This is a genomic window from Paracoccus sp. pheM1 (assembly GCF_018499825.1).
Taxonomy (GTDB): domain Bacteria; phylum Pseudomonadota; class Alphaproteobacteria; order Rhodobacterales; family Rhodobacteraceae; genus Paracoccus; species Paracoccus versutus.
The window spans coordinates 890,189-907,675 of sequence record NZ_JAGXCX010000003.1 but is presented as its reverse complement, the minus strand read 5'-3'; the positions used below and the strand labels follow the sequence as shown (position 1 = coordinate 907,675).

Annotated in this window: 18 protein-coding genes; 16 read left to right on the top strand and 2 right to left on the bottom strand. The window is 65.7% G+C overall.

Annotated features, from left to right (window positions below; genetic code table 11):
* The first annotated feature begins 5 nt into the window (after positions 1–5).
* The 4 genes from KF941_RS27065 to KF941_RS27050 are packed head-to-tail and all read left to right on the top strand — an operon-like array spanning position 6 to position 4,683.
* Complete coding sequence (locus KF941_RS27065) at positions 6–1,706, top strand: FAD-dependent oxidoreductase (RefSeq protein ID WP_346429033.1); 1,701 nt, start codon at positions 6–8, stop codon at positions 1,704–1,706.
* Positions 1,703–2,158, top strand: coding sequence for a tripartite tricarboxylate transporter TctB family protein (locus KF941_RS27060; protein WP_214275159.1), 456 nt, complete (start codon positions 1,703–1,705; stop codon positions 2,156–2,158). Before KF941_RS27065 ends, KF941_RS27060 begins: the two co-directional genes overlap by 4 nt.
* Positions 2,158–3,702 carry a tripartite tricarboxylate transporter permease gene (locus tag KF941_RS27055; RefSeq protein ID WP_036753079.1) on the top strand — a complete coding sequence of 515 codons (1,545 nt, stop codon included), beginning with the start codon at positions 2,158–2,160 and terminating at the stop codon, positions 3,700–3,702. The genes KF941_RS27060 and KF941_RS27055 overlap by 1 nt, the downstream gene beginning before the upstream one ends.
* Before the next feature lie 9 nt (positions 3,703–3,711).
* Positions 3,712–4,683, top strand: coding sequence for a tripartite tricarboxylate transporter substrate binding protein (locus tag KF941_RS27050; RefSeq protein WP_214275158.1), 972 nt, complete (start codon positions 3,712–3,714; stop codon positions 4,681–4,683).
* 185 nt (positions 4,684–4,868) lie between these two features.
* On the opposite strand, the gene KF941_RS27045 is transcribed toward KF941_RS27050, so the two are convergent.
* A complete protein-coding gene (locus KF941_RS27045; RefSeq protein WP_214275157.1) occupies positions 4,869–5,741 on the bottom strand; it encodes a TrmB family transcriptional regulator in 873 nt (290 codons plus the stop codon).
* Between the two features lie 67 nt (positions 5,742–5,808).
* Here KF941_RS27045 and KF941_RS27040 point away from each other — a divergent pair, with 67 nt between their 5' ends.
* From KF941_RS27040 to KF941_RS26990, 11 genes are all read left to right on the top strand, one after another.
* Positions 5,809–6,180 (top strand): hypothetical protein, encoded by a 372-nt coding sequence (locus KF941_RS27040; RefSeq protein WP_214275156.1) that lies wholly within the window; start codon positions 5,809–5,811, stop codon positions 6,178–6,180.
* A gap of 251 nt (positions 6,181–6,431) precedes the next feature.
* The gene (locus KF941_RS27035; RefSeq protein WP_240540644.1) at positions 6,432–6,866 is read left to right on the top strand and encodes a hypothetical protein; all 435 of its coding nucleotides are present in this window, start codon (positions 6,432–6,434) and stop codon (positions 6,864–6,866) included.
* A 2-nt stretch (positions 6,867–6,868) separates the two neighbouring features.
* Positions 6,869–7,348, top strand: a complete 480-nt coding sequence (locus KF941_RS27030) for an enoyl-CoA hydratase/isomerase family protein (protein WP_240540643.1) — start codon at positions 6,869–6,871, stop codon at positions 7,346–7,348.
* Positions 7,349–7,817: 469 nt separating this feature from the next.
* Positions 7,818–9,059: an ABC transporter substrate-binding protein gene (locus tag KF941_RS27025; RefSeq protein ID WP_214275154.1), complete on the top strand. Its 1,242-nt coding sequence runs from the start codon at positions 7,818–7,820 to the stop codon at positions 9,057–9,059.
* 71 nt (positions 9,060–9,130) lie between these two features.
* Positions 9,131–10,147, top strand: a complete 1,017-nt coding sequence (locus KF941_RS27020; protein WP_214275153.1) for a hypothetical protein — start codon at positions 9,131–9,133, stop codon at positions 10,145–10,147.
* Complete coding sequence (locus KF941_RS27015) at positions 10,144–11,373, top strand: phosphotransferase family protein (protein WP_214275152.1); 1,230 nt, start codon at positions 10,144–10,146, stop codon at positions 11,371–11,373. The genes KF941_RS27020 and KF941_RS27015 overlap by 4 nt, the downstream gene beginning before the upstream one ends.
* The gene (locus KF941_RS27010; RefSeq protein WP_214275151.1) at positions 11,373–11,927 is read left to right on the top strand and encodes a hypothetical protein; all 555 of its coding nucleotides are present in this window, start codon (positions 11,373–11,375) and stop codon (positions 11,925–11,927) included. Before KF941_RS27015 ends, KF941_RS27010 begins: the two co-directional genes overlap by 1 nt.
* A 34-nt stretch (positions 11,928–11,961) precedes the next feature.
* Positions 11,962–12,705: an ABC transporter ATP-binding protein gene (locus KF941_RS27005; protein ID WP_214275150.1), complete on the top strand. Its 744-nt coding sequence runs from the start codon at positions 11,962–11,964 to the stop codon at positions 12,703–12,705.
* 1 nt (position 12,706) lies between these two features.
* Positions 12,707–13,417, top strand: a complete 711-nt coding sequence (locus tag KF941_RS27000; RefSeq protein WP_214275149.1) for an ABC transporter ATP-binding protein — start codon at positions 12,707–12,709, stop codon at positions 13,415–13,417.
* A 12-nt stretch (positions 13,418–13,429) separates the two neighbouring features.
* Positions 13,430–14,308 carry a branched-chain amino acid ABC transporter permease gene (locus tag KF941_RS26995; protein WP_214275148.1) on the top strand — a complete coding sequence of 293 codons (879 nt, stop codon included), beginning with the start codon at positions 13,430–13,432 and terminating at the stop codon, positions 14,306–14,308.
* The gene (locus KF941_RS26990) at positions 14,305–15,294 is read left to right on the top strand and encodes a branched-chain amino acid ABC transporter permease (protein WP_214275147.1); all 990 of its coding nucleotides are present in this window, start codon (positions 14,305–14,307) and stop codon (positions 15,292–15,294) included. The genes KF941_RS26995 and KF941_RS26990 overlap by 4 nt, the downstream gene beginning before the upstream one ends.
* Positions 15,295–15,327: 33 nt before the next feature.
* On the opposite strand, the gene KF941_RS26985 is transcribed toward KF941_RS26990, so the two are convergent.
* Positions 15,328–16,077: a GntR family transcriptional regulator gene (locus KF941_RS26985; RefSeq protein ID WP_214275146.1), complete on the bottom strand. Its 750-nt coding sequence runs from the start codon at positions 16,075–16,077 to the stop codon at positions 15,328–15,330.
* Between the two features lie 299 nt (positions 16,078–16,376).
* Here KF941_RS26985 and KF941_RS26980 point away from each other — a divergent pair, with 299 nt between their 5' ends.
* Positions 16,377–17,402: an IS110 family transposase gene (locus KF941_RS26980; protein ID WP_214275145.1), complete on the top strand. Its 1,026-nt coding sequence runs from the start codon at positions 16,377–16,379 to the stop codon at positions 17,400–17,402.
* The last annotated feature ends 85 nt before the right edge of the window (positions 17,403–17,487 follow it).

The window sequence follows — 17,487 nt, the reverse complement described above, 5'->3', positions numbered from 1 at the left end:
ACGTGGTGATAACCGAAGCGGCGCGTGCAAGCGCCGACGTCGTGGTGGTGGGCTCGGGCCTTGCAGGGCTGCTTGCCGCCATTACCGCACGCGAAGCCGGCGCGACCGTGACCCTGGTCGCCCAGGGTGAGATCGGCAAGTCCGCCAACAGCTGGCTTGCGAGCGGCGGCCTTGCGGCGGTGACGGGCGTGGACCCCGAGGATACGCCCGAACTGCATTTGCAGGACATCCGCCGGACGGCCCGCGGCCTTGCCTTTGACGATATCGCCCGGACCTTCGTGGCCGAGGCCGGGCCCGCGATCCGCAAGCTCGAGTCGCTCGGCGTGGCCTTCCACCGGAAGGACGGCGACCTTGCCCTTTACCCCGCCCCCGGACATTCCCGCGCGCGCTCGGTCCGCTGCGAGGACGGGGGGGCGGTCGGGCTGATGACGACGCTTATCGAACGCGCGACCGAGGCGGGGATAGGTCTTGTCGGCCATACCACCGCCATCGAAGTGCTGAAGGACGCCGAGGGGGCGGCGGCGGGGCTGCTCTGCCATGGTCCCGACGGCTGGCTTGCGATCGAGGCGGGGGCGGTGCTGCTGGCCTGCGGCGGCATGGGACGGATCTTTCCAGTCACCAGCAACCACGACCTGGCGGACGGCAGCGGCTATTACCTCGCGCTGAAGGCCGGGGCGGTGCTGACCGACCTGGAATTCGTGCAGTTCACCCCCACCTCGCTTGCCTGGCCGCCGCAGGTGCGGGGCACCAGCACCGGCGGCGGGCTGATGGCGCAGCCCGGCGTCAAGCTGCTGAATGCCAGGGGCGAGCGGTTCATGCACCGCTACGACCCCGAGCGGATGGAGGCGGCGACCCGCGACGTGCTTTCGCGGGCGATTTTCCGCGAGGTGAGCGAGGGGCGCGGCACGGAACACGGCGCCGTCTGGGTGGATATTTCCGAAACCGACCGCGAGGCGGTGGCGCAGGTTTCCGGCCGCTTCCTGCGGGCGATCGCGAAGGTCGGCATCGACCCCTATCGCGAGCGCGTCGAGGTGGCGCCCGATGTGCATTTCGCCATGGGCGGCGTCGTGGCCGACATCGACGGGCGCACCGCCGTGCCGGGGCTTTTCGCGGCGGGCGAGATCACCGCCGGCCTTCACGGCGCGACGCGGCTGAACAGCAACGGGCTGACCGAGGCCGCGGTCTTTGGCATCCGCGCCGGCCGCAGCGCGGCGGACCATGCCCGCACGGCCGGCCAGCGGCCCTTGCGCTTCGACTTTCCGCCGCGGATGGTGCGTTGCCTGATCGCCGAGGATCCGCGGCGCCCGAACGGCCGGCCCCGGTCCGACATGATCGGCATCCGGCTGCCGGGCGGGGCTGCAGCCGCAAGGGACCACGCGGCGCTGAAGGCCGAGATCCGGGCGATCCTCGTCGAAGGGGCGGGGATCGAGCGGACCGGCGCCGCGGTCGAGCGGGCGCTGGCCCGCCACGCCGCCCTCGCCCCCCTGGTCGAGGCGGCGCTGGCCGGGGCGGGCCCTGTCGAGGGCTTCTCGCTCGACGCCATGTATGTGCTTTCGCGCCTGATCCTCCAGGCAAGCGGCACGCGGACGGAATCCCGCGGCGCCCATTATCGCATCGATTGCCCCGACCAGGACAGCGGCTGGGACCGGCATATCGCCTTCCTGGCCGAGCCCCTGGCGGCGCAGGACGAAGGGAGAAGACCATGAGACATGTTCTTGGCATCGACAGGGTGGTTGCCCTGATCTGCATCGCCGTGGCCGGGCTCTATCTCTCGGCTTCCCTCGGCATTGCGCAGGGCAGTTTCGGCGACCCGCTGGGGCCGCGGGCCTTTCCGCAGATCCTCGGCGCGCTGCTGATCCTGTTCTCGATCATCACGCTGGTGCAGCCCTCGGCCCGGCAGGCGCCGGCCACGCCGCTTGCGACCCTTGTCGCCATCGCGATCTGCGCGGCGCTGGTCCTGGGCTTCATCCTGCTCTTGCCGGTCGTCGGCTATGCGGCGACAAGCTTCCTGCTGTTCCTGGGCTTCCTGCTGACGCTGCGCGAGCCGCTGCGCCTTGCGCTGCTATACGCGGCGGGCCTGACCCTGCTGTTCTATGTCGTCTTCACGGTGCTTCTGCAGACCTATTTCCCGCCGACCCTGCTGGGGAGGATCTTCTGATGGACACCGTCGCCTTTCTTGCCACGGGCATCGCCACCGCTTTTTCCGGCTGGAACTTCGTCTATGTCCTGATCGGGGCGTTCGTGGGCACCTGGATCGGGATGCTGCCCGGCCTCGGCCCCTCGACCGGCATCGCGCTGCTGCTGCCGCTGACCTACGGGCTCGACCCAACGGGCGGCATGATCATGCTTTGCGGCATCTATTTCGGCTCGATGTACGGGGGCTCGATCTCGTCGATCCTGCTCAACACGCCGGGCGACGTCTCGTCGGTCATCACCATGCTCGACGGCAACCCGATGGCGCGGCGCGGGCGCGGGGGTGCCGCGCTTTTCTGCGCCGCCGTCGCCTCGTTCATCGGGGGAAGCGTCGGGCTTGTCGGGCTTACCTTCCTGGCCGAGCCCATCGCGCGCTTCGCCCTGCGCTTCGGGCCTGCGGAATATTTCGCGCTGATGACCTTTGCGCTGATCGCGACCGCCACGCTGATGCAGGGCGCGGCCGTCAAGGGGCTCATGGCCATCGTGATCGGCCTGATGATCGCCACAGTCGGCATCGACCTGCAAAGCGGCGCGGCGCGCTTTACCATGAACTCGCCGAACCTTTTCGACGGGATCAGCCTCATCGCGGTCATCATCGGCCTGTTCGGCATCTCCGAGGTCTTTACCAACATCCAGGAGATCATGGCCCGGCGCTGGGGCAAGGTCGAAACGGTCGGACGGCTGTGGATGGAGCCCTCCGAATGGAAGCGCTGCCGCTTTTCCTTCCTGCGCGGCTCGGTCATCGGCTTCATGGTGGGGGTCGTGCCGGGCGCGGGCGGGGCGGTGGCGACGCTTCTTTCCTATGCCGCCGAGCGCCGGTCGAGCCGCCACCCCGAAGAATTCGGCAAGGGCGCGATCGAGGGCGTGGCCGGCCCCGAGGCCGCCAACAATGCCAGCGTCGGCGGCGCGCTGATCCCGCTTTTCACCCTGGGCCTGCCCGGATCGTCGGCGACGGCGATCCTGCTGGGGGCGCTGATGATCTTCGGCATCCAGCCGGGCCCGCATCTCTTCACCGAAAATCCCGACCTGGTCTGGGGCATCATCGGCAGCCTCTATGTCGCGAACGTGGTGCTCGTGATCCTCAACATTCCCTTCATCGGCATCTTCGTGCGGATGCTGATGATGCCCGGCGCGCCGCTCAACGCGATCATCCTGCTGCTGGCCGTCACCGGAGCCTATTCGCTGAACAACAACGTCTTCGACATCCAGGTGGCGCTGGTCTTCGGCGTTATCGGCTTCCTGCTGCGCAGCGCGCAGGTGCCGCTGGCCCCGCTGGTGCTGGCGGTCGCCCTGGGCGGCGGCCTGGAACAATCCCTGCGCCAGGCGCTTTCCCTGTCGGACGGCGATCCGGCCGGGCTGGTGCCCAGCGGCATCGCGGCGGTGTTCCTTGGCCTCAGCGCGCTTCTTGTGCTGCTGGCGGCGATCCTGCCCGCCACCCGGCTGATGAGCCCGCGGAACCGTGCGCTTCGGCGCGCGGCGAAAAAGGAAAAAAGACCGCAAACCCAATAGGAGGACACCATGGCTGCATTCAGCCGCATCGTTGCAATGGCCCTGACCGTGGCCACAAGTGCCGCCGCCGCACAGGCTGCCGAGCCGACTCGCGTGATCGAGATCATCGTGGGCGCCTCGCCCGGCGGCGGCTTCGACCGCACCGCCCGAGCGATCGAGCGCGTGCTGGAGGACGGCATCGTCGGCCAGCCGATCAACGTCATCAACCAGCCCGGCGCCGGCGGGGCGGTCGGCCTTGCCTCGATGAACCGGCATCCGGGCGACATGCACTATATCTCGATCACCTCGCCCAACATCCTGACCGACGAGCTGCGGGGCACCTCGCCCATGACCTTCGAGGCCCTGACCCCCATCGCGACGCTGGTTTCGGAATATCTCTGCTTTGCCGTCCATGCCGACAGCGACCTGGAAACCGCCGCGGATCTGGTCGCGGCGCTGAAGGAAAAGCCCGAGGCGATCCGCTTCGGCTTCGCCACCACGCCGGGCAACCACAACCACGTGGCCTTCGCGCAGCTTGCCGGGGCGGTAGGCTTCGACGTGATGAAACCCAAGACCGTGATCTTCAAGGGCGCGTCCGAGGCGGTGACGGCGCTTCTTGGCCGGCATATCGACTTTTCCATCGCCCCCGCCGCGAGCTTTGCGGAATATGTCCGGTCGGGCGACGTGAAATGCCTGGCGGTCAGCGCGCCCGAGCGGCTGGGCGGGGCGCTGTCGGATGTGCCGACATGGACCGAACTCGGCTATGACGTGGTCTATGGCCCGTTCCGCGGCGTGATCGGCCCGCAAGGCATGGAGCCCGAGCAGATCGCCTTCTGGGAGGATGCCTTGCAGAAGATGGCCGCGACTGACGCCTGGAAAAAGGAAGTCGCGGAGAATTACTGGACCGAAAACGTCAAGGGCCACGACGAGACGATGACCTTCCTTGCGACCGAGCGCGACCTGCTCAGGGCCTCGCTTACCGATCTGGGCCTGCTGCAATAGCACCAGGGGCGGGACCGCTGGCCGCGGCCCCCGCCCTCCGCCGGCATACCGGACAGCGGATCGGCCTGCAGGAAATCCGCCAGGGCCGCCGCGCAACGGACAGGACGACCGCCGGTCATCCGCCATGCGCGGCGCTTGCGGGTAACGGCAGGGACCCGGCGTCGCGATCCAATGCGGCGCGGGCCTCAGGGGTTCGCGTCGTCCCCAACGCCGATCAGCTTGCGAAGCGTCTCGACCTGCGGAGTGGGAAGGTATTTCTGCCGCAGCTCGAACAGGGCCGGGCCGAAGCGGTTCTGGATCTCGTCGCCGAAGATGGCGAAGATCTCGCAAAAATAGATCTCGTGCCGGATCAGGCTGTCGAAGATGTTCACCAGGGGCTTGTTGCGCGTATAGGAACCGTGCGGCTGGCTGCCGAACTCGGCCACCAGCGCCTCCTCGAAATCGCGGGTGATGCTGATCAGATAGGGGGCCATCGCCACCGGAATGCCATTGCCCTCGTGCAGCATGACCGTGATGCGACCCCCGCAGGAGAACTGCTCGACCTTGGTGCCGAACAGCACGATCAGCACGTCCACCCCGCGCCGCGCGGCCGCCTCGAGCTGGTCGAGATGCCCCTCGAGATTGTCCTCCGACCCCTTGATCCAGAGATGCGTGGTCGAGGCGTCGATCATCTGCGAGATGCGCGAGTTGATGGCATGCGCCCCGGTCATCGACCAGACATATTCCTGCTGCGGCACATTGCCGAGCTTGCTGATCCCTTCCTTGATCCGGGCCGCGCGCCGCTCGGTCGTCTCGACGATGGCCGACAGCAACACGTCCGGCGGCGTCGCGGTATAGCGGACCGGGCTTTCGGAAACCGGCTGCACCGCCTCCTTCCGAACCAGGCTTTCCAGCACCGAATAGGCATTCGCCTTGGGAAGCCCCGCTTCCTTGGCCACCTCATAGGCGGTCGCGGGCTGGATCTTCAGCAACCCCAGATAGGCACGGGATTCGTAGTCGCTGAAATGCAGGCCCTGCAGGTCAGCAATAAGGGTCTGAAGCGGGTTTGCGATATCCACGGGATCGTCCCTCCAATGCGGGCAATGGCGACTGGTAGTCATTGCAACTAACGCGCCCGGAGCAGGGATGCAATCGTCCGCGACCGATCCACCTCCCTTGAACGGGTCCATCCTGGAAGATGGTTCCGGCCATGAAGCACGGGGCGCAATGGCACGGATGCGGCACAAGCCGAAGTTGCGGCGGGTTGAAGTGCTGCGCGGCCAGGGCAGGACGATGGCGCCAGATCGGCGTTTCCGCGCTGACCTATTGCAGCTCGGCGGCATGAGCCGGGACCGGCCGCGCCAGTGGAAGGACCTCCAGAAGAAGGACCGGCTGCGCAAGGCGGTTGCCGATCCGACGCTGGAAGCCGATCCTGACGGCGACGCACGGGAAGGCTTTTCAACCCCTCGCCCTGTAGGGCCTGCATCGACCAGGTTCGGACAGTCCTGCCGCGTGTAACGGAGCACAAGCCGTGCCGCGCGCTGGCGCAGCACCGCATCCCCCGCGACCGGAACGACGAAGACATCGTTGCGCGGACGCGATTCCAGAAATACTTGCCTTTGTATCAAGGCGGCTGGCAACCGGCAGAATCCTTGGCCGCATAAGCATTACGGTAGAAATACCGCCCTCTAGGATCGCACCTGATCCGGAAGAGTGGGGGCCTGTCCAAGCGGCCGTCGGCCCTGCTACAGTGCGGGCAGCCTGAAGGGGTGACCTGGGACCGCCCCTCGCTTTCCAACAAAACAGAACGATATCTGGCTGCGGCCCATTACCGTCTCTGGCGCATGGACCACACGGGCGATATCATTGCAGAGAGCGCCGCTGGCGGCGTCGACCGCATCAACGCAACGGTCGGCGTCAACTTGGACCGCGAAAACGGGGCCTATGCCAACGTCGAAAACGTCTGGCTGCAAGGCAGCGCCAATATCGGAGACTGGGATCAGCAGCAAACAATCGGCTTGTCGGAAACGGGGGAGCCAATGTTCTGGACGGGCGGGACGGAGACGATTTACTGGAAGCTGCGGCCGGAAGCGATTCCCTGTGGGGCGGAGCTGGCAATGACACCCTTGATGGCTCTGCAATCCGGGCCAGCAACGTGCTTGTCTCCTCGACCGGAAAATATTTCAGCGTCGGCGGGGACATGAACATGTTTCTTTCCGACCGCGGCAAAATACCGGAAATCGTGCGGCGCACCACGGCCGATCTGAATTCTGCGATCGTCTGCCTGCTACGGCTTGACGCGCCCATCATCTGCACAGTCCAGGGCCCCGCGGCCGGTGGCGCGATCGGCTTGATTGCAATGGCGGATTTCGTGTTTTCCAGCCCACGCGCCCGTTTCACGCCCGCCTTTCCGATGATCGGCTTCAGCGCCGATTGCGGCACCACGCTGACCCTGCCCGCCCGCATGGGCTATGCCCGGGCAAAACAATTCCTGCTGCTTTCGGACACGATTTCGGCCGAGGACGCCAAGCAATCGGGTCTCGTGGATGAAATCCTTGCCGAAGAGGATTTTCTGGCGGAAGCGGAAAGACTGGCGGGCCGTTTCGCGAACGGGCCGACGCTCGCCTATGGCGGAATAAAGCGCACGATGGCCAGCGCGCCTGCGCGAGATCGAGGCCGCGCTTGAGGACGAGGCGAGCACGATTTCGCGCCTCTCGCTGTCGGACGAGGCCTGGGAGGGCATGACCGCGTTTTCCCAGCGCCGCACCCCCCGATTCGAGGGCCGCTAGGGCCCCCTGCCCCCGGACGCGGCCCGGTTCCCAGCCGGACGCGCCGGGCCGGAAACCCGGCACAAAACTGATATTGTTGTGTATTTTCAATCCTGGCGCCCCTTCGGCCGCCTGGCCGGACCCCGGATTCCGTCATCCTTCCGTCCGTTATTATGTACCAACAAATCATTTGACAGCAGATTTATCTTATTCTAGCGTACCAATATCGCCCGGCCATCGGCTGCCGGAGGAGGCAGTGCCGGGGGGCGAAAAACTACAGTGAACAGAAAGGTTTCGGCACATGCCGGAGGCCGGCGATGGCTTCTGCGCCAACCGATGCGTCCTCACAACGCCATACATCATACATATCGGGGAGGATATGCGACAATGGCACCTATCAATCGTGGACGGTTTCCGGGACGGCTGCTGGGATGGCTTCCGGCCGTCTCCGCGCTGGCGCTCACCCTGACCGCAGGCACGGCCTTCGCCGAAATCAGCAAGCTCCGTCTGGGTGTCCTGAACGACATGGCCAGCGGCTTTTCCGCCTGGAGCGGGCCGGGATCGGTCGTGGCCGCGAAACTTGCGGTCGAGGATTTCCGCATGGCGCATCCCGAGGCGGATTTCGACATCGAAGTGCTTTCTGCCGATCACCAGAACAAGGCCGACGTTGCCTCGACCATCGCCCGGGACTGGATCAGGGACGGCGTGAACGCCATCGTCGATGTGCCGAATTCCGCCGCCGCGCTGGCGGTCGCGACGCTGGTCAAGGATAGCGACACCGCTCTGCTCGTCTCGGGCGGCGGGCATGACGCGCTGACCCGCGATGCATGCACGCCGAACACGGTGCACTGGACCTTTGACCTGTATTCGCTGGCCCGCAACACCGCGCAGGCGACGGTCGAGACCGGCGGGAAAAGCTGGTTCTTCGTCACTTCCGACTATGCCGGCGGCAAGGGGCTCGAGGCGGTCGCGACCAGATTCGTGCTCGAGGCGGGGGGCGAGGTCAAGGGACATGTGCTGCCGCCGCTGGGGCTGGTCGATTATTCGTCCTTCCTGCTGCAGGCGCAATCCTCGGGGTCCGACGTGGTGGCCTTTGGCACCGCGGGCACGGACCTGATGAACATGATCAAGCAGTCCAACGAATTCGGACTGGTGGACGGCGGCCAGCGGCTTGCGACGCTTGCCATCTTCATCAACGACGTGCACGGGCTGGGGCTCGATGCGGCCAAGGGGCTGATCTATACCACGGCCTTCTATTGGGACACGAACGACCGGACCCGCGCGTTTTCCGAACGTTTCGCCGCCGCCCACAACGGCGCGATGCCGTCCGAAGGACAGGCGGGCGTCTATTCCGTGGTCTATCACTATCTTGAATCCGCACTTGCGGCCGGGTCGTCCAAGGCCGGCGCCATCGTCGCGGACATGAAGGCGCAGCCGATCGACGACCCGCTGTTCGGCCAGGTGACGATCCGGCCCGACGGCCGTGCCATCCACGACATGTATGTAATGCAGGTCAAGACCCCCGAGGAAAGCACGAAGCCCTGGGATTACGTCAAGGTGCTGAAGACCATTCCCGGCGATCAGGCCTTCGGCCCGGCCGAACCGGAGAAATGCGCGCTGGCGAAGTAAGGCGCGTAGGCAAACCGCCGGATCGTGCGCGGCCCCGTACCGATCCGCCATCCCCGTCAGGAGCAAAGCCAATGATTACCCCAGCCGATGCAGATTTCCATCCGCGCGACCCCTCGGACATGAGCTGGACCGAGACCACCTTCCTGCCGTTCGCGGTCCCGGAAGAAGGCATCTTCGGCAATTGCTACGTGCTGGCCCGGCCGAACCTGGGCGTGTGCCTGGCCTCGGTCATCGTCAGCCGCGGCATCTGCCTGCACACCTACGAGATCGACTTCACCGACCCGCAGATGCATCTGAAATGTCCTGAGAAGTTTTCCGACTTCACGCTGGAGAACGGGCTGTCCATCAAGGCGCTCGGCGGTCCGCAGAATTATCACATGCGCTATGAGAACCAGCTGAGCGCCTGCAGCTTCGACCTGGACTTCCGCGGCCTGCACCGTCCTTTCGACCCGCATGACCCGGCGGAAAACCCGCTGCTCTCGCAACGGGCGACGGGCGCCGAGGACACGCGCATCGGCAAGGAATGGGCGAACGGCCATTTCGAATGCAAGGGCCATGTCACCGGGTCGCTGACGCTTTACGGCGAAACCTACAAGGTCGATTGCTACGAGGGCATGGACCATTCCTGGGGTCCGCGAAAGGAACTGGGCACCCGCGCGGTGACCTGGGTCTCCATCAACTTCGGCGACGATCTGGCCATCCATCTGGCCGTGCCGATGCGGATCGAAAAGGGCACGGTGCTGTATGATCCGGTCCAGTTCGGCTTCGTCTGCGAGAATGGCGAGGTTTACGGCGTGGTCAGCGCCGAGGTGCAGGCCAACCGTGTCCACCTGCAGCCGGTCGGCAACCGCATCACCGTCACCGACATCCGCGGCAAAAGCTTCGAGTTCCTGGGCACCGCGGTCGGCGGGCATCCGTGGCATTCGTTCAACCCCTGCCATGTCTGCTATCAGACCACGATGCGTTACACCTGGAACAACCGCGTCGGCTTCGGCGAATTCGGCGACATCTTCGGGCTGGACTACCTTGCCCGCCACATGTCGCGTTCCGCGCCGTGGCGCCGCGTCCGGACGGGGGGCATCGCATGACCGCCGCACCCGCTTCGCTGCACGACGGCTTCAACATCCGCGACAATCCGACGCCCGAGTTCATCCGCGCGATCCGCGACCGATTCCCCGTGGAACGCGAGGTGGACGAGCTTCTGACACGCAAGATGCAGAACCGCTCGGGCCCGCCCTATCGCCGCATCACGCTGGAGGAGCTTGAGGCGAACCTGACCCGGATGCTGACCGGCCTTGGCGTCGGGAGCTTCGTCATCACCGAACCGGGCTGGTTCACCGGGGGCGTGTCCAAGATCCAGATGGGCTTCACCCTGGAATGGGACGACCCGGCAAGCGGCCGCAGGAAGGAACGGCTGGTGCTGCGGATGGACCCGTCCGAAGGATCCAATACCACGTCCCGCGCAAGGGAATACGAACTGCTGGAGGCGTTCCAGGACATCATTCCCGTGCCCGCAGTGTATTGGCTGGATCCGGACGGGCGCTGGTTTCCCCAGCCGGCGCTGATCTATGCCTTTGCCCCGGGCGTCACCAAAAGCCGGACGACGCAAACGGGGCAGGTCAGCGGACTGGGGACCAATTTCGGGCCCGAGCTGCGCGCGAAGCTGGCGCCGCAGTTCATGGCCCATCTGGCGGCGATCCACCATTTCGACTTTTCGGCCCGGTCCTTCTCGACCATGGACATGCCCCGGGCCGGGACCACCCAGGCGGCGCTCTGGCAGCTGAACCGCGCCCGCCGCATCTGGGAAGAGGACCGGGGCGAGGATTTCCCGCTGATGGACGTGGCCGCGAACTGGCTCGAGGCGAACGCGCCCGTGCTCGACCACGCCAGCATCGTGCATGGCGATTTCCGCAGCGGCAATTTCCTGTTCGACGAGGAAACCGGCCGAATCGGCGCATGGCTCGACTGGGAACGGGCGCATATCGGCGACCGCCACCGCGATCTGGCCTGGATGACGCAATCGACCATGGGCCATTATTCCGAAGACAGAAAAACCTATTTCGTCTGCGGGCTGATCCCGCTGGATGAATTCTTCGACCGGTACAGCCGCGCCTCGGGGCTCTCGGTCGATCCCGACCGGCTGGCGTGGTATCGCATCCTGAACTGCTACCAGATCATCGCCTCGACCGTGGCGACGGCCAACCGCGTCGCGCGGCTTGGCAAGTCGCACCAGGACCCGCTGCTGACCCGGGTCAAGGGCATGGCGCCTACCGTCGAACTCGAACTCTCCCTTTGTCTCAAGGAGCGTCTGTGATGGATCACTCCGACACCGGCCTGCGCGCCGTCTGCAAATCGCTGACCGACGTGATCGCGCCCTCGCTGAAACCGGACGACCCGCTGGCCCGCGAACAGCTGAGCCTGATCGTGCACTACCTGGAATTCCTGCGGTCGCGGCTGGACCATCTGCATGCGCGGGAACGGTTCCAGCTGGCCGATGCCCGGACGCTGGCCGTGCTGGTGCGCGAAGCGGCCCCGGACGCGCCGGACACCGCCGCGCTGGCAAGCGCGATCGCCGCGGCCGGCGATCTGCTGGCCGATCACCGGGCGGCCACCGCCGACCTGCGCGAGGCGACCGCCCGGGCCCATCATGCGGTTTCCGGGATCGTGCAAGCCGCCCCGGGCCTGCCGGCCGAGGTCTCGCGCCGCATCGCCCTGGCCGTGATCGACGGCACCGCGGACCGCATCGCCATGGAACGGGCCTGGTATCTTCCCATGGGCCTCGACCCCGCCCCGGCCGAGGTTCCGGCGCTTGAAACCCTGCTCGGCCGTTATGCGGGCAACCCTGAAACCAGCGCGACTGCCGAATGACGGCCCGCGCGCGGCACAGCCGGAACGGAACGCCATGACCGACACGATTCTTCAAGCACGCAACCTTTCCAGGCAGTTCGGCGGCTTCAAGGCCGTGAACGGCGTGTCCCTCGACGTGGCGCGGGGCAAGGTGCATGCGCTGATCGGGCCCAATGGGGCAGGCAAGACCACGACCTTCAACCTGCTGACCCGGTTTCTGGACGCGACCTCGGGCATGATCCGTTTCGACGGCAAGGACATCACCCGGCGGCATCCGGCCGACGTGGCGATGGACGGCATGGTGCGCTCCTTCCAGATCTCGGCCACGTTCCCGCACCTGACCCTGATCGAGAACGTGCGGATCGCGCTCCAGCGCCGCGAGGGGGGCACCTTCCGGTTCTGGCGTCCGATCACCCGGTCCGAGTCGCTGAACGACGAGGCCGAGCAGCTTCTGGCCGACGTGGGGCTGGCCGACCGTGCGGGCAGGCTCGCCTCCAGCTTGTCCTATGGCCGCAAGCGGGCGCTGGAGATCGCGACGACGCTGGCCCTGCGGCCGAAACTGCTGCTGCTGGACGAACCGACCTCGGGCATGGGGATCGAGGACATCGCGCCGATCACCGCGCTGATCAACCGCCTGCGCGGGCCGATGACGGTGCTGATGGTGGAACACAACCTGTCCGTGGTAGCGGAGCTTTCCGACCGCATCACCGTCCTGGCGCGGGGCGAGGTGTTGGCCGAAGGAACCTATGCCGAGGTTTCGACCGACCCCGACGTCACCCGCGCCTATATGGGAGAATAGGATGACCGCAGACACGGCCATGCTTTCGGTCCGCGACCTTCATGCCTGGTATGGCGAAAGCCATGTGCTCCACGGCATGACATTGCACGTCGAGCGGGGCGAGGTGGTGACGCTTCTCGGCCGGAACGGCGCGGGCAAGTCCACCACCATGCGCGCCATCATGGGGCTGATGAAAAAGCGCAGCGGCGCCATCACCTATGAGGGGCGCGAGGCGATCGCGCTGCCGCCGCACAGGATCGCACGGATGGGCATCGCCTATTGCCCGGAACACCGCGGCATCTTCTCGCGGCTGGATGTCCAGGAAAACCTGGAACTCCCGCCGGTGATCGGCGCCGATCCCCTGACGCTCGACCGGGTGCAGGCGATGTTCCCCCGGCTCATGGAACGCCGCCACAGCCCGGGAACGAAACTGTCGGGGGGCGAACAGCAGATGCTGGCCATCGCGCGGATCCTGCGGACGGGAGCCAGGTTCCTGTTGCTGGACGAACCGACCGAAGGCCTGGCCCCGATCATCGTCAAGCAGCTGGGAGAGATCATCGGATCGCTGCGGTCCATGGGCTTCACCATCCTTCTGGTCGAGCAGAACTTCCGCTTTGCCTCCGCCCTGGCAGACCGGCATTACGTGGTCGAGCACGGGCGGGTGGTCGATGAAATCGCCTCGGACGGCCTCGGCGCCGGATCGGCGCGGATCAGGGCCTATCTGGGCGTCTGAAAGGGAAACGGCATGGAAATTTTCGGAATTCCCGCACAGGCGCTTTACGGCCAGCTTGCGCTCGGGCTGGTCAACGGGGCGTTCTATGCGCTGCTGAGCCTTGGGCTCGCCATCATCTTCGGGCTGCTGAACCTGATCAACTTCGCGCACGGGGCGCAGTACATGCTGGGCGCCTATGCCGCCTGGATGCTGCTCAGCTATTTCGGGATCGGGTTCTGGGGCGCGCTGGTCCTCGCCCCGCTGGTGGTGGCCGTGCTGGGCATGGCGCTGGAACGGGGGCTGCTGCGGCATCTCCGCGACATGGACCAGATATACGGGCTGCTGCTGACCTTCGGCGTCGCCCTGATCCTCGAAGGGCTGGTGGCGCAGACCTATGGCTGGTCCGGGATGCCCTATCCCAACCCGCTGCCGGGCGCGGTCGATCTGGGCTTCATGCGCATGCCGATGTACCGGCTGGCGGCGATCGCCATCGCGCTGGTCGTCTGCCTTGCGGTCTGGATCGCCATCGAGCGGACCCGCCTCGGCGCCTATCTGCGCGCCGCCTCCGAGGATGCCGACATGGTGCAGGCCTTCGGCGTCAACATCCCCCGGCTGATCATGCTGACCTATGGCTTCGGCGTCGGGCTGGCGGGGCTGGCGGGCGTCGTCGCCGCCCCGGTCTATCAGGTCAGCCCGGCGATGGGCTCGAACCTGATCATCGTCGTCTTCGCGGTGGTGGTGATCGGCGGCATGGGCTCCATCGCGGGCTCGGTGATCGCGGGCTTCGGGCTGGGGCTGATCGAGGGGCTGACCAAGGTCTTCTATCCCGCTGCTTCAACCACGGTGATCTTCTTCATCATGATCCTGATCCTCATCTTCCGGCCCTCGGGCCTGTTCGGGAGCGCCCGATGACCGGCAACACGACCAGCCTTTCCGCACCCGGGAACGAACGCCTGATGACCCGCCGCCGCCGGAGGGCGGAACTCGGGCTCTTTGCCGCCATCGTCCTGGTGCTGCTGCTTGCGCCTCTGGTGATGAACCCCTTCGTGGTGATGAAGATCATGTGCTTCGCCATGTTCGCGTTGGCGCTGAACCTGCTCATGGGGTTCACCGGCATCGTCTCGTTCGGCCATGCGATGTTCTTCGGCGGCGGGGCCTATGTGGGCGGCCACGCGATCAAGGCCTTCGGCTGGCCGCTCGAGGCGGGGATCGTGCTGGCCGCCGCCGCGGCCGCCCTGCTGGGGCTGGGCACCGGGGTGCTGGCGGTCCGCCGTCATGGCATCTATACAGCGATGGTGACGCTGGCCTTTGCGCAGATGCTGCTGTTCCTGGCGATCCAGGCCCCGTTCACCGGGGGCGAGGACGGGCTGCAGTCGATCCCGCGCGGGTATTTCCTGGGCTTGCTGGACACGCGCAACGAGTTCCAGCTTTTTCTGGCGACGCTGATCCTGTTCGTGGCGGGGTTCCTGATCGTCTTCCGCACCGTGCATTCGCCCTTTGGCCAGACGCTGAAGGCGATCCGGGAAAACGAGACCCGGGCGATCTCGCTTGGCTACCGCACCAACCGCTACAAGCTTGCGGCCTTCGTGCTGTCCGCCGCCCTGTCCGGCGCGGCCGGGGCGATGAAGGCGGTGGTGTTCGAGTTGGCCTCGCTGACCGATGTGTCCTGGCATACCTCGGGCGAGGTGGTGCTGATGAACCTCGTCGGCGGCATCGGCACGATGTTGGGCCCGATCGCGGGGGCGGCGACGATCATCGGCATCCAGGAGTTCTTGTCGGGGATCGAGGACTGGATCCTGGTCATCAACGGCGTGATCTTCGTGGTGGTGGTCATCGCCTTCCGCAAGGGCATCGTGGGCGAGATCGCGGGCTTTCTGGCCCGCCGCGAAGGGCGCTGACGGTCGGGACCGAAAAGGTGGGGGCCGAAAAGGTCAGGGCTGAAAGATCAGTTCGATCTGGAACCTGTCCACCGGATTCAGGCTGACGCTGAGGTGGAAGAACTGGTCGTCGGCGTTGAAATACAGCGTCGTGATCTGGGTGGCGAGCATCTTGCGCGGGATCTTCAGATAGTCCGCGCAATCGTCCGGCATCAGCACCGGCTGGGCAAAGGTCCGCGCCGACACCGCCCGGCCCAGGCCCAGATCGCTGATGACGTCGATGGCCGACGCCTTGGTCTTGCCCATCCGCCGCGCGGCCTCCTCGAACTCGCGCGGGAAATAGAGCGTGATCGGGTTCCACGGCTCCTGCGTCTTGTCCAGGATGCGATAGCAGGAAAGCCTGAACCAGTCGGCCGGGTCGCGGCCAAAGGGGGTGTAATCCCGGCAAAGCCCGGTGATCCCACCGAAATGCTCGAAGGAATCGATCCTCAGCCGGGACTTGGCGTGGATCTCGCGCAGCGCGATGAACGGGTTGACGGTGGTCCGCACGACGGGAACCTCGTCATTCTTAACCACGCGCGATCCCTTCTTGCGGATGCGGGTGATGAAGCCTTGATCGGCAAGCTGGCGCAGGCTGGCGCGGATGGTGTTCCGGCTGACCCCGTACTGTCCCGCAAGGTCGATCTCGTTCGGCAGATAGCTGTCCACGGGAAGCGATCCGTCGGCGATGCGGCCGCGCAGTTCCTCGGCGATCCGTTCCCACAGAGGGATGATACGGCCGGCTGGCTTTTTGGGGTGATTCATCGGTTCCGTTCGCCTTGGGGGTGCGCGCGGGCAACCATGACATGCCCGCAGGATGCCGCCAACCCCACCCGGTCGCCCGATCCCATCGCCCGCCCCGCCGGTCGGCCTCCCCGCAGCCGGTGCGGCCATTCCCGCCCATGCCTGTGCCCGGCCGCCGGCCCGGAAATCCTCGTCTCATTGCTCCGGTCTGAACAACCTTTCATGCGGCGATTGTGGCCGGGATGCAGGGTTGCTGCCCGTATCTCTCCAACCCGTCGATGGTGGCACACTCGTCCCGCTGATCATGGGAGGATATGACGATGAAGCAGTATGTGGGGTTGGACGTCTCGCAGAAGGAAACGGCAGTCTGCGTTGTCGACGAGGATGGCCGCCTGATCTTCGAGGGTCGGGCCAAGTCGGATCCAGGAGCTCTGGCCAGTGTCCTAGCAAAAAGGGCGCCGCTGGCAGAAATGGTTGGCTTCGAGACCGGCGCTATGTCGAGTTGGCTCTGGCATGAACTGAAAGGGATCGGTCTGCCGGTGGTCTGTATCGATGCCCGACACGCGCACGCCGTTCTGTCCGTCCGGATGAACAAGAGCAACGAGAACGACGCCCGTGGCCTAGCCGAACTGGTGTGGATTTGTTGGTATCGGGAAGTAGCGGTCAAGAGCAAGGCCAGTCAACAGGTCCGCGCCCTGCTGGTCGCAAGGTCGCGGCTGGTGGCGATCCGCAGGGATTTGGAGAACCAGATCCGCTCCATGCTGAAGGAACACGGGCTGATCTTTCCACGTGCGATTGCCGGTCAGTTCCGACGCCGCGTTATCGAACTAACCGGCGATGAGCACGTTCTCTGGCCTGTCCTGCAACCACTGCTCTCGGTGCATGATCATGTCTGCGGCAAGCTTGAAGGGCTGGATCGGCAGATCGGGGAGATGGCGAGAACCGACGAGACGACACGACGGTTGATGACCGTGCCCGGCATCGGCGTGGTTACGGCGCTGACCTTCCGGCACATGATCGATGATCCCTCGCGGTTTCGAAGCGCGGCGTCGGTCGGGGCCTATCTCGGTCTTACGCCGAGGCGAAGGCAGTCGGACGAGATGGACACCACCGACCATGTCTCACGATGGGGCAACCGCCTCCTACGCGCTTATCTCTTCGAAGCCGCCAGCGTGCTGCTGCATCGGACCAAGCGCTGGTGCGCACTGAAGGCTTGGGGACTCCGGCTGGCCAAGCGAAATGGGATGAAGAAGGCGCAGGTTGCGGTGGCGCGGAAGCTCGCCGTCATCCTGCACTGCATCTGGGTAGATGGCACCTCGTTCGAATGGGGAAAAGAGCCGGCCTGACCCTCAACACTACCTCGAGATCGCGGGCCTGACACCAGACCTGTGATGTCCCGCCAGGACGGTGGTTGTGGTGACCTCGTTCAAT

What these genes read in the sequence shown, in the direction of transcription:
- KF941_RS27060 (WP_214275159.1), top strand. Translation starts at nt 1,703, where the DNA reads ATGAGACATGTTCTTGGCATCGACAGGGTGGTTGCCCTGATCTGCATC.
- KF941_RS27040 (WP_214275156.1), top strand. Translation starts at nt 5,809, where the DNA reads ATGCAATCGTCCGCGACCGATCCACCTCCCTTGAACGGGTCCATCCTG.
- KF941_RS26980 (WP_214275145.1), top strand. Translation starts at nt 16,377, where the DNA reads ATGAAGCAGTATGTGGGGTTGGACGTCTCGCAGAAGGAAACGGCAGTC.
- KF941_RS27015 (WP_214275152.1), top strand. Translation starts at nt 10,144, where the DNA reads ATGACCGCCGCACCCGCTTCGCTGCACGACGGCTTCAACATCCGCGAC.
- KF941_RS27025 (WP_214275154.1), top strand. Translation starts at nt 7,818, where the DNA reads ATGGCACCTATCAATCGTGGACGGTTTCCGGGACGGCTGCTGGGATGG.
- KF941_RS27050 (WP_214275158.1), top strand. Translation starts at nt 3,712, where the DNA reads ATGGCTGCATTCAGCCGCATCGTTGCAATGGCCCTGACCGTGGCCACA.
- KF941_RS27020 (WP_214275153.1), top strand. Translation starts at nt 9,131, where the DNA reads ATGATTACCCCAGCCGATGCAGATTTCCATCCGCGCGACCCCTCGGAC.
- KF941_RS27030 (WP_240540643.1), top strand. Translation starts at nt 6,869, where the DNA reads ATGTTTCTTTCCGACCGCGGCAAAATACCGGAAATCGTGCGGCGCACC.
- KF941_RS26985 (WP_214275146.1), bottom strand. Translation starts at nt 16,077, where the DNA reads ATGAATCACCCCAAAAAGCCAGCCGGCCGTATCATCCCTCTGTGGGAA.
- KF941_RS26990 (WP_214275147.1), top strand. Translation starts at nt 14,305, where the DNA reads ATGACCGGCAACACGACCAGCCTTTCCGCACCCGGGAACGAACGCCTG.
- KF941_RS27055 (WP_036753079.1), top strand. Translation starts at nt 2,158, where the DNA reads ATGGACACCGTCGCCTTTCTTGCCACGGGCATCGCCACCGCTTTTTCC.
- KF941_RS27005 (WP_214275150.1), top strand. Translation starts at nt 11,962, where the DNA reads ATGACCGACACGATTCTTCAAGCACGCAACCTTTCCAGGCAGTTCGGC.
- KF941_RS27000 (WP_214275149.1), top strand. Translation starts at nt 12,707, where the DNA reads ATGACCGCAGACACGGCCATGCTTTCGGTCCGCGACCTTCATGCCTGG.
- KF941_RS27010 (WP_214275151.1), top strand. Translation starts at nt 11,373, where the DNA reads ATGGATCACTCCGACACCGGCCTGCGCGCCGTCTGCAAATCGCTGACC.
- KF941_RS26995 (WP_214275148.1), top strand. Translation starts at nt 13,430, where the DNA reads ATGGAAATTTTCGGAATTCCCGCACAGGCGCTTTACGGCCAGCTTGCG.